Here is an 11,805-nt window from a genome sequence, read left to right as displayed (position 1 = left end):
AATTACTTAAATTTAACCTGCAAAAGCTCCTTCAATTGAAATAAATCGAATCTTAAAATACTTTCCTGAACACCCTTAATTACAAAACTTACAATACCAACAATGGAGAAATAACTCCAATCATTAATCTGCCTGTATTATTATTGACTTGTCCTAAATACATTTTCGAATAGTCGCTATACTCATAAAATCTTCCGACATAAGTCGCATAGAATTTTAAATTAAAGTTTTTAATGGGATAAAATTCGACTGTTGGAATAACTCCCCATGCGGTTCTCATACGTGTAGAAGTTGCCAAATCTGAAGGAACATCCTTCCAATATGCTGTACTGACCATTCCGATTGCTGAAAGTTTCCATTGTTCGTTAAGCGAATATACTGCTCTTAGCCAATGTTCAACATAATTGGTATTTTCTGCAGCATGATCTAAGATGTTATCTGGAATAATCGTACTCACCACTCCCGTTCTGTCCAAATCTTCACTACTCCATTTAAAATCGTATTGAAACAGCCATTTTTTAGTTCTAAATTGATTTCCAAGTGCGGTATAATACATATTTACCGGTTTGCCGTGTTTTTCGGCCTCCTGAAAAATACTGAAACTGTAGATCGTTTTGAATTTTCCGTCTAGAAAACTTCCGTTCCAGTTTCCGATATAGGCTGCTGGAAATTTTGCTTCTGTAATATCGGGCACATCCTGATAAATCTCTGAAAAAGTTTGAGTTCTGGAGTTTAATACCTGAGCTGAAAATGAATGATTTTTGGACGGAATCCAATTGAATTGCACCCCCGTTAAGAAGTTATCTGAATTGTCGACGATATCATTGTATTGGTAAATATCGATCGGGTTCATATCAAATTCGTAACCTCCCCAATTGGCAGTCATTTTTCCGACCGCAATACTTGTTTTCTTGGATATCGTATAACCAATAAAAGCCAAATCTGTCGAACTTGACATATTGTCTACCGACTGCACTTCGGTATTTTTGGTATATCGATCTCTAAATCTAAAAAACACTTTATCCTTATAGACCTTTCCTTTTATTTCTAATCTAAACTGATTGATTTCGAACCTGCTTCCTGTATATTTTCCATCAGCGAAATAATTGTTCATACCAAGCTGCGTATTAAAAATGACATCAACATTGTTTAACAAATCGGCTTTATTGGCCTTTATCAAAGGTACCTGATGATTAATTATGGTGTCTGCCTGTTTATCCTGCTGCGCATAAATATTGACAGCTATTAATCCTACTAGTATTAAAAATAGTTTACGCATATTTTTAGGTTTTGAACAGGGAAGCACTATAAAATACTTCCCTGTTTAAATTATTAATACTCGAAAAAATACTCCTGAAGTTTTTTGCTATCACTGGTTTGGGTTAACCCTAACATCAATAAAATTCTCGCTTTTTGCGGAATTAAATCATCGGCTACTATGGTTCCTAATTTTGCATCGTCGGTTTCGTCTAAAAGTGTTACTCTTCCTGTTGGCACTCTGGATGCTCGGGCTACGACAATGCCTTTTTTAACTGCAGCAGCTGCGGCATCTGAATTTACTTTGTTTAGATTTCCGTTTCCTAAACCGCCTGTTACAATGCCTTTTACACCAGAAGCAACGTACGCATTGATAGCCGTTGCAGGCGCATCTGCAAATAATTCTACTACAGCAACATCTGGCAATTTGGTTAATCCTGTAATATCAAAAGGCGTATTTTTATTGCTTTTTCTAAGCTCTTTTTGATACATAACTACTTTTCCGTCGTAAACCTGCCCTATCGGACCGCTATTTGGCGCATTAAAAGCGTTTAAGTGTGTAGTGCTTGTTTTTACGGCATCTCTTCCAGATAAAATGTATTCATTAAACACCAATAATACTCCACTGTTTGCTGCCTGTTTTGAAGCTGCCAAAGTCACCGCATCAAATAAATTTTTAGGACCATCGGCACTGATTGCTGTCGCTGGACGCATTGATCCTGTAATCACCACAGGTTTGTCATAACGAACGGTTAACGACAGAAAATAAGCCGTTTCTTCCTGCGTATCTGTACCGTGCGTAATTACAATACCGTCGGCTTCGTTATTTTTATAAATTTCGTTAATTCTTTTATTCAATTTGATCCAGATATCAACGCTCATATCTTGACTACCAACGTTGGCAATCTGTTCTCCTGTTATGTCTGCAATTTTTTCAATTCCCGGAACAGCAGAAATTAAATCTTTTATAGGCAATTCTCCTGCTTTATAAGCAGAACGGTCTGCCGAAGCTCCTTTTCCTGCAATTGTTCCACCAGTTGCCAGCACTTTAATTCGGGGTAATTTTTGCGCTTGAATACTGAAACTTAAAAAAATCGATAAGACTAAAGCTAATAGTGTTTTCATGATTTAAAAGATTTGATTTATAATTTATTTTTTGGTTGAATTTTCCCAGCTGGTTACATATTCCATTAAAATTTTACGGATGTTTTTACCAAGAATTAAATAACTTTCTGTTGGAAGATTGGCAAGCGAAACTCTTATACTCCATTCTGGTCCGGCAAAACCGCCTCCGTTTAAAAGTACAATGGCTGTTTTTTCTGCTAAGCGGAATAAAACATCAACTGGTTCAAAATTGGTCACAAGCCAGTTTGCAAAACCATCACCGTAAAAATGTTTAGCGGCGACCATAATATCAATTTCAGAATAATATCCTGCACGCATTGGATCTTCTAGAATTGGAACTTCCATTCCTTCCCAAAGCAGATTTAAACGTTTTTTGATAATAGTTTGCGTCAATGTTTTGTAAACATCCTGAGTATCTAAAATGCAATAAGCAGAAAAAAGCATCATTTGAAATTGCTGTGGCAATGAAAGTCCAGCGGTATGATTTAAAGCTACTTGACGGCTATCTGCAACGAGTCTGTCGATGAATTTTATTTTCTCTGGTTCCAGCGTTAAAGAAGAATAACGATGATGCAGTTCTTTTTTGTGAGCATCGCTTAAATTCGCAATTTTTTTATCGAAAATATTATCCTCATGAATCGCTATAATTCCTAATCGCCATCCTGTACAGCCAAAATATTTGGAGAAAGAATAGACCGTAACCGTGTTATAAGGAATAATAGCCATCAACGATCTGAAGTTGTTGATAAACGTTCCGTAAACATCATCTGTAATGACCATGAGTTCAGGATTGTGATTTTTAACAATATCTGCAATGTAATTTAATGTCTCTGTACTCATTGCCGAAGAAGGCGGATTGCTCGGATTTACTACAAAAGCAACTTTCACAGACGGATCTTTTAATTTATCTAATTCTGAATTCGGATATTGCCAAGTATGAAATCCATTTTCTCCTTCTCCGCTTGCCTGTACATGAACCACTTCAAAACTATAGCGATCCAATTCTGGAATTTCGATATAAGGTGTAAAGGTTGGTGTCAATAGTGCAATTTTATCTCCGCGCTCGGTTAGATGATTCTGCATAAAAGAATCGAAAATATAACACATGGCGGCCGTTCCTCCTTCAACTGCAAAAAGATCAAACTTTCCTTTATCATTTCCTAAACCACACATTTCCTGAGTGATATAATCGTGTACAACAATTTCCATGTGACTCAGCATACGATCTGGAACTGGATAATTGAACCCAATTATAGCTTCAATCCATTCGCGAATCCAAGCATCGGCATCAAAATCATGTTTTTCTACTCCGTAACGATAGGTTTTCTCTAAAAGTGATGCTCCTGGAGTGTTTTTGTTTTTACTCAAAAATTCTTCAAAACGTTTGGAAACGCCAGTTTTGTCTTGTACAATTCCAGCCATAATTCCTTGTTCTTCAAAGACATTTTTACATTCGTCTAATGCAAATTGTCCAAACAAAAAATAAGCTTCACGCGGAACGGTCGCAATCCAGTTCGGATTTCCTCTTCCTGCATTTAGCGTAATAGCTGTAGATTTCAAAGCGCTTTCGTTTGCCAGACGAATTAGTTCATTTTTAATTTCAAAAGGGCTTAGCGTCTGAAGTGTTTTTTCGACTTCACGCGATGTTTTAATTTTGGAAATATCAATAGCCATAATAAAAATTTTTTAGATTTATAAAAACAAGCACATTAACTCATAATAAGAATAATCACAACTCCCCAGATAATCAGCAGTGTATTACCAACTGCGTAGGTCACCGTATATCCAAGCGCAGGAGTTTTGCTTTGCACAGCATCCTGCAAAGCGCCTAAAGCCGCAGTAGTCGTTCGCGCTCCAGCAGCGCATCCTAAAGTAATTATAGGATGAAATTTAAAGACGTATCTTCCCAGCAACAGCGCCAGAATCAACGGAATTGCTGTTGCAGCCGCACCCGCGATAAAAAGTCCCCAACCTGCTTCGTGAAAACCTACCAAGAAACTTGGTCCCGCTGTGATTCCAACAACAGCAATAAATATATTTAGTCCGACATTATTCATCACCCATAAAGCAGGTTCCGGAATTCGGCCAAAAGTAGGATGCTGACCTCTAAGCCAACCAAAAACAAGTCCTGAAATCAAGGCGCCACCACTCGTACTCAAACTAAGCGGAACCCCGCCAACTCGTAAAGTAAGTGCTCCTACCAAACCTCCTAAAACAATTCCCAAACCTACAAAAGCCATATCTGTAGTATTCGTTGGTCTGTCTGGATAACCGATATGGACTGCAGCCTGATCTACATCTTTTTTAGTGCCAACAAGTTCAATCATATCTCCTTTTTGCAAAACCGTATTAGGCAAAATGGGCATATCAATTCCGGCACGTTTTAAAGATCTGATTATGACACCATGCGAAGATTTGTTGTTTCTCAGTTCTGCTATGGTTTTATTCAGCACTTCTTTTTTTACAATCAAAACACTTAAAATTTCGACAGGGAAATTCAAAAGTTCTACGTCAAATACCTCTTTTTCGTTTACGGCGACATAATTCATCATAAACTCTCTTCTGCCTCCTAGCGCGATAACATCATTTTCTTCTACAATCGTATCTTTTGTAACGTCCATGATTTCTTTGCCTTTACGAATTCGCTGAATAAATAAATGTCTTCCTTTGCTTTCCAACTTTGCTTCGATCTCAGCAACTGTTTTATTGCAACCTTCTGATGCTGCAGAAATTTGATACGCATTGTAAATCACACGATCATAAGCCGACGCGATTCCGGGATCGTCACCAATGGAATCTCCTCCAAGTTGAATTTCGAGTTCTTTGGCTTTTTCGACAAGATTTCCTCCCAGTAATTTTGGCCCAATTGAAGCTAATATCCATGCTGATCCTGCTGTTCCAAAAATGTAGGTAACGGCATACGCTACTGGAATTTTATTAATTAAATCGGTCTTTTGCTCTGCGGGAATACCCAACTGATTAATGGTATCTGAGGCGACACCAATTACGGCTGAAATGGTTTGTGATCCTGCCAACATACCCGCCGTCAATCCCACATCATAGCCCATTAGTATACCAATAAGATAGGGACAGACCAGACAAAAGACACAGACAATTGCGGCGTATAACATTTGCGGTAATCCGTCTTTTTTAAGTCCGCCAAAAAACTGGGGTCCAACACTGTAACCTACAGCAAATAAAAACATTAGAAAAAAAACAGACTTGACATTTGGAGAAATTACAATATCCAGCTGTCCGACCAAGACCCCTACAAGCAAAACACTTGTTACAGTTCCTAAAGAGAAACTTCCAATTTTAAATTTTCCAATAAAATATCCGAGAGATAAAGTGAGGAAAACAGCTAATTCCGGGTATTCTTTAAGTGTACTTACAATCCAATCCATAGCAATTTATTTATATAGGGTTAATTCACTAAAAAACATTACAAAAAAGAGAAGCGCTTTTTACGCCTAAAATCAGTCGTTGATAAATACAATAATCTGAGGTAACAAACGGTGCTGTAAAATACCAGCAGAAGCATCAAATGCAGTAACGTCGATGGGGTATCGCGCAAACTTGCACCCGATTGAACTATTCCGGTGTACATGGCAATAAATGGTGTAGTAGGTAAAAGATTGGAGAGCCATTGCAATACAACTGGCAAGGATTCAAACGGCCAGCTGTAACCTGTAATTAGAAAAATGGGATAAGTCGAAAATGCCATAACCTGCAGGCAAATGAGCTGGGATTTGAAAAAGGAACCGATAAACTGCGCCATCGGAATTAAAGTGATAATGAATAATAACAGCAAAATGCCCAATTCAAAACCATTTCCGCGCATGGGCAGATTTAGTAATTTGTAATTGACGTTCAAAAAGAAAAATCCGTAGGAAGAAAAAAGAAGCAGATAGAATAATCCTTTGCCCCAGATTCCGTTCGAAACTCCGGCGCTCAGCCAATCCTTTAAGCGAGAATGCTGTCGTTCTCCCGCCACACTTTCAGATAAACCAATAAGTAAAGTTTGCTGTAAAATCAAAGCCAAAAGTCCCGGTAATAAAAAAGCGCCATAACTCGATCGCTCATTAAATAACGGTCGATAATCTAAATTGACTGGCATAACATTATCCATAGAAGCTGCTGTGCTCATGCCTTCGCTTTTTTGAAAATATTGCAGTCGTACTCCTGCGCCAATGGTCAGACAAATTTGCTGTACACTCATAAGCAAATCGCTTGAAGGTAAAAAACGTGCTGCGTTTACCGCCAAAACCACATTACTTTGTTTTAAACTAAGCAAGTTTTTTTCTATGCCTTCAGGAATATAAAAATACCCTTGGCAGTTTCCGCGGTACATTGCTTCTTGAGCTTCTTTCAAATTCGAAAAATGAATTAAGTCGACTATCGGTGAATTGTCAATATTTTGCTGAAGCAAACGCGATAACTGCGATTGATCATCGTCGACAACGGCAAGTTTGACTTCAAATTCTTCTTTATTGATATAAATGCTTCCATAGAAAAAAGCGTATAACAAAGGCGCAATAAGCACTGTGAGCAGTACACTATGATCCTTAGCGATCAATCTGGCTTCTCTTAAAAAGAGTTTAATCAGCGACTGTTGTGATTTTTCTTTCATCTCTGATTAAATTAAATTGACGTTGAAATAATAAAATAGCTGTTGGAAACATGACCAAACAGAACAATCCCAATTTCTTAAGATCCCCCAAAGCATAATGCATCGGCAGATTCATATAATAAACTTTAAAAAATCCATCGAGAAATGCAGTATAAGGCATAATAAGCGCATAATACTGATCGTACCACGGCATAGCCCAGCGCGGAAATGTAAAGCCGCTAAAAACAAAGGCCGGAGAAGTATAAAACAAAGCCACATCGCCCGAAAGCATGACATCTTTAAATAATGCCGAAATAAACATTCCTATTCCGATGCAAGCCAAAGACAATAAAGTATAAATGACAAAAAATTTGCCTGTTGCCGCACCAACTCCAATATCAAAAAAAGGAAAAACGATAAAAGCAATCAAAGCAAAATTGATCCAACTTACCGCAAGATGGGCAAAAGTTTTCCCTACAATTGCGTTGATTACAGAACCATTGGCACATTCGTAAAATTCATCCATAGTTCCGGTTACCCATTCATAATTTAAAGCCAGCATACAGCTGATAATCAAAATCATCTGCATTCCGACGGTTATTAAGCCTGGAACGAGATATTCCTGATAATTATAAGTTGGATTATAAAGCTGATACGTATTCAGATTTATAGGATTTGCAATTGCCATTGCGCGATCTGCTTTCATTCCCGTTTTTTCGAGCTTTTGCAAAATGATTCCTGTGCTTCCGGTAATAATTACCTGAGCAACTGCTTTGTACACCAATTTTGCAGGAACAAGCGATCCTGCATTGGTATAAAGCGTTACATTGCTTGGATGCCTTTTATAAATATTTTTCTCCAGATCTTTTGGAAAATGAATTGCTCCCAAAATCTTGCCTTGCTGAATCAGTTTTTTAACTTCTTCTTCGCTAAAAGCTCTGCGGGTAATTTGTAAAGCTTCTTGTTGGCTTAATAGAAAAGTAAGCTGACGGCTAACCGTGCTTTGATCTTCATCCCAAACGGCAAATGCTAAGTGTTTAGCATCATGTTTTTGATAAATAAGCGCATAAAAAGAAAACAGAATCACAGGAATAACAAGCATCACCAAGTAAAAAACTTTGAGACTCAGAATGCGTTTCCATTCGCGTATGATTATGTTTCCGATGGTACTCATTTTGGTAGAATTAATGAGGCAGTCATTCCAGACCGCAATCCTTTAATTTGTGATAAGTTTTGAGGTTTTAATTCGATAGTAAAAGTTCGAAGTTCAAATTCTCCTTTATCTTTGGATGGAACCCAATTGGCAAATTCTAATGATGGCGCAATTGCACTCACCTCAACAGGAAAAGTCTCAGGAGTACAACCAGGAACTTTAACTGATGCTTTACTTCCTACTTGAAGTAAATTGGCTTTGTCTTGGCGAATATTGAATTTTATGATGGTTGAGTTTCTTTTCTCAATTGTCATCATCGGATAACCGATGGAAACAATTTCTCCCTGATGCGTAACTAAACTTGAAATAACGCCTGTTGCAGGCGCATAGACTTTGGTGTTATCTCCTAAAGCCTTAGTAAGTTCATACGCTTGTTCGGCTTGTTTTACAATTGCATCTGCGGTTTTAATCATTTCTGGGCGCGCTCCGTCTTTTAACATTTTAAGATTTAACTTTGCCGTTTCCATTTCTTTTTTGGCGGCTTGAAATTTAAAATAGAAAACATCTTTTTCCTGCCCCGAAATTACATCTGCATTGTACAAACGCTCCATACGATCATAAGTCGTGCTGAATAATTTATATTGTTCTTCGCTAATCTGATAGAGTTTTGAAGTGGCTTCGATTAATTCTGGTCTAGCACCTCTCGTCAATAATTCCTGTTGTCCTTTTGCTGCGTCTATAGCCGATAAAGCCTGTGCTTTGATTGCATTAATTTCGTTAGAACGAAGTATTGCTACTAATTGCCCTGCTTTTACCGTATCTCCTTGTTTTACTAATAAAGAATCTAATCTTCCGGGAAATTCAGCCGCGACATCAACACTTGAAGCATCAACCATTCCGATAAAATTATCATCAGAATCGTCACCGTTCTTCAAAAAAAAGAATAACGCTACAACTAAAACCAATATAGGAATCAGCAAAGCCCAATAATTTTTAAATATATCTTTCATCTATTGAATAAATTGAGTGATTTTTGTTGGTTCTCCAATACTGTTAAAATACTCTGCAAGTGCTATATAATAGCCTAAAACAGCTGTATAATAGCCTTTATCTATTTCAGATTCAATCAGTAAAGCGTCGTTGACATCTTTTGGTGATGAGAGCTGATTCATCATTCTTTGTGTAATTAGTTTCGTGGTTGTAAAGGCTTCCTTTCTTGCCGCATCTAATGCCATAACATCTTTTTCAAAGGAGTCCAATTTATTCTTTGCTACCTTAGATTGCATCTTAAGCAGCTGACTTGCATTTTCTTCTCCTAATCTGGCTTCTTCAATTAATTGTTTGCTCGCCTGTACACGTTTGCCTGTCTGCGCATTGAATAAAGTCCACTGTAATTCTAGTGCGACAAACCAATTCGGAATTGTTACGGGCAGATCTTTTTGGTAGAGATTAAAATTTCCTACTGCAAATAGATTGGGCAGAAACAATGATTTACTGATTTTTTCAGTCGCTTCTGCAAATTCTATTTTGCTATTGGCCACTTGATAGGTCGGATTTGAAAGCCAAAAATCTTTTATAGGTTCATTCAGATTAACGGCATTGTATTTTAGCGTATCTGAAATAATCAGATTCGAATCCAAATCAATTCCGATTAGTTTATTTAATTCAATTTGAGCATTTTGCTTTTCGTTTGAAATGGTATTAAATTGACTTTCAGCCTGAATCAAAACTACGTTGGTCCAGTTTTTTTGATACGGAGGCAAGATTTCATTCTTAACAGATTCTTCTGCGTAGTTTTTATTTTTATTTAAAGCTTCAACAATGGTTCGCTGTTTATTCATTAAAGAATTCAGATATAAAATCCTGACATACTGAAGCGTAATTAAAAAGTCAATTTCTTTACCCACAAGATCTACATTAAATTCAGCAGATTTGACGACAGATTTTGCTACATTAATCGATGAATTTAATTTATTTCCTAAATAAAGAGGCTGTCGCACACCTATACCAGCCAAAAAATAAGACTGTTCGCTTAACGCAGGATTGTAATCGGGGTAAATTCCGCCAATTATAGTTTTAGAGGTATTATAAATGCGATCCTGAGCGGCTTGTGACAAATTGTTTCCCGTTATTTCATTAAAAATCTGATTTGCGGTATTGACACTCTGCTTAGATGAGCCTTCTACAATTCCGTCTTTAACAGTTTGCAGATTAATGGTTAAAGGACTGCTTAAATAGGTGTAACTTGAAAGAAGATCTACTTTTGGAAAATAACTGTTCTTTTCTGCCTGTAGATTATACTGAACCGTTTTTAATCCTGATTGGGCTTGCTTTAGCGTAATATTATTTTCTTTAGCAGTAGCAAAACAATATTCCAGAGATACTTTTTCCTGGCCTCTTACGCAGAAAGTAAAAAGAAATTGAAGCAGCAGAAAAATACGTAATCTTATTCTCATTCTTGAATTGCATTTATGTTTAACAATCGGATTTTAAAATTAAACATAAATAGCAAGCTAATGCCTTGATAATAGGTTGCATATTATAATGTGCAACCTATTTGGGGAGTTTGCAACATGGAGAAAGTGGTGGAATTAGTGTGTTTTTTGGAAGAGAATATTCTATTTTGTAATGTTACGGACAAAAAAAACTAGAATTAGATTTTACAATGGGGGTTGCCTTATTTTTGGCTATAAAAGTAATGCTGAACATAATGAACTTATCGTTGTCTCAATTATTGTTGTAATGGCGCTATTTTGAGAATCTATTGTTTTACTAACTTCGATATTCTATGAAGCAAAAAAATGCGCAAAAGTCAGAGACAGTTGCGCAGATTTTAGTTGACTACTTCGCAGAGCGGGGGAAATAATAGAATATAAATTGCTCTAATAACAATAGAATAAAACTTAATCTAAAAGGAATGAGCCCGATACAATATCGAGCTCATTATTGTTAAATTTAATTATAAATTCGTCTACACTTTTGGATGTACTCTAAGAAACATTTACGAAGTTTTTTTGCTAAACTCTTAAGGTAGCGATTGTAACTTTATCTATTTGTAACCTTCTGTCCACAAAGGAACATCATAAAAATATTCATCAAAATCACCTTTATTTATTTTGTAAGTAAATTTAGTTTTCATTTTTGATACTAATGATGTTAATTCTTTATATGTTAGCTTATCTACATTAATATTTTTACTTTCATTATCGGTTGCTATTTCTATAAATAAATTTCCTCTATCATATTTATATCTGTAGGTATGAAATTTATCTTTTCCAAACTTTGTTATTGAATATATTGGCATTAATTTGTTATCTAATACATATAAAGAATTTGGTACCGACTCAATAACCTTAAAATCTGGAGAAATACTAACAATAGCAAATTTCAAATTTAATTTTTTATCTATCAGTATTCTTGTTTTACGTTGATCATATATAACCTTATAGTTTTCATCTGAAAACAAAACTTTACATTTATCTAATCGATCTTTTCCAAAAGTATTAAATGAATAATCACAAATATATTTGCTTTTTATTAGTTTATCGATATCCGATAAATATTCAACTTTAATCTTTTTGTCAATACAATGTTTTTTATTCTGAGAATTACAGTTTACAAAAATTAGTAAACATAAAAATACCACTTTATTCATATTTCA

Annotated in this window: 10 protein-coding genes; 1 reads left to right on the top strand and 9 read right to left on the bottom strand. The window is 36.1% G+C overall.

Features of this window, described 5'->3' with window-relative positions:
- Positions 1-88: 88 nt before the first annotated feature.
- Genes ACWA1F_RS13405 through ACWA1F_RS13370 form a run of 8 tightly spaced genes read right to left on the bottom strand, consistent with a single transcriptional unit; the run spans position 89 to position 10,600 of the window.
- Complete coding sequence (locus tag ACWA1F_RS13405) at positions 89-1,279, bottom strand: porin (protein WP_456894314.1); 1,191 nt, start codon at positions 1,277-1,279, stop codon at positions 89-91.
- Between the two features lie 53 nt (positions 1,280-1,332).
- Positions 1,333-2,382: a type II asparaginase gene (locus ACWA1F_RS13400; protein WP_456894312.1), complete on the bottom strand. Its 1,050-nt coding sequence runs from the start codon at positions 2,380-2,382 to the stop codon at positions 1,333-1,335.
- Between the two features lie 24 nt (positions 2,383-2,406).
- Complete coding sequence (locus ACWA1F_RS13395; RefSeq protein WP_456894311.1) at positions 2,407-4,056, bottom strand: bifunctional aspartate transaminase/aspartate 4-decarboxylase; 1,650 nt, start codon at positions 4,054-4,056, stop codon at positions 2,407-2,409.
- Positions 4,057-4,091: 35 nt separating this feature from the next.
- Complete coding sequence (gene aspT, locus ACWA1F_RS13390; protein ID WP_456894309.1) at positions 4,092-5,786, bottom strand: aspartate-alanine antiporter; 1,695 nt, start codon at positions 5,784-5,786, stop codon at positions 4,092-4,094.
- Positions 5,787-5,824: 38 nt separating this feature from the next.
- Entirely contained in the window at positions 5,825-7,012 is a 1,188-nt protein-coding gene (locus tag ACWA1F_RS13385; protein WP_456894307.1) for an ABC transporter permease, read from the bottom strand.
- A complete protein-coding gene (locus ACWA1F_RS13380; RefSeq protein WP_456894305.1) occupies positions 6,981-8,165 on the bottom strand; it encodes an ABC transporter permease in 1,185 nt (394 codons plus the stop codon). Before ACWA1F_RS13380 ends, ACWA1F_RS13385 begins: the two co-directional genes overlap by 32 nt.
- The gene (locus ACWA1F_RS13375; protein ID WP_456894303.1) at positions 8,162-9,154 is read right to left on the bottom strand and encodes an HlyD family secretion protein; all 993 of its coding nucleotides are present in this window, start codon (positions 9,152-9,154) and stop codon (positions 8,162-8,164) included. The genes ACWA1F_RS13380 and ACWA1F_RS13375 overlap by 4 nt, the downstream gene beginning before the upstream one ends.
- Positions 9,155-10,600, bottom strand: a complete 1,446-nt coding sequence (locus tag ACWA1F_RS13370; protein WP_456894302.1) for a TolC family protein — start codon at positions 10,598-10,600, stop codon at positions 9,155-9,157.
- Positions 10,601-11,016: 416 nt separating this feature from the next.
- On the opposite strand from ACWA1F_RS13370, the gene ACWA1F_RS13365 reads away from it, so the two are divergent.
- Positions 11,017-11,097, top strand: coding sequence for an IS3 family transposase (locus ACWA1F_RS13365; protein WP_456894459.1), 81 nt, complete (start codon positions 11,017-11,019; stop codon positions 11,095-11,097).
- 96 nt (positions 11,098-11,193) lie between these two features.
- On the opposite strand, the gene ACWA1F_RS13360 is transcribed toward ACWA1F_RS13365, so the two are convergent.
- Positions 11,194-11,799, bottom strand: a complete 606-nt coding sequence (locus tag ACWA1F_RS13360; RefSeq protein ID WP_456894300.1) for a hypothetical protein — start codon at positions 11,797-11,799, stop codon at positions 11,194-11,196.
- Positions 11,800-11,805: the final 6 nt, after the last annotated feature.

This window comes from Flavobacterium erigeronis (assembly GCF_054075165.1).
Note: the sequence above shows the minus strand (reverse complement) of the source record. Positions and strands in the feature narration are given on the sequence as shown.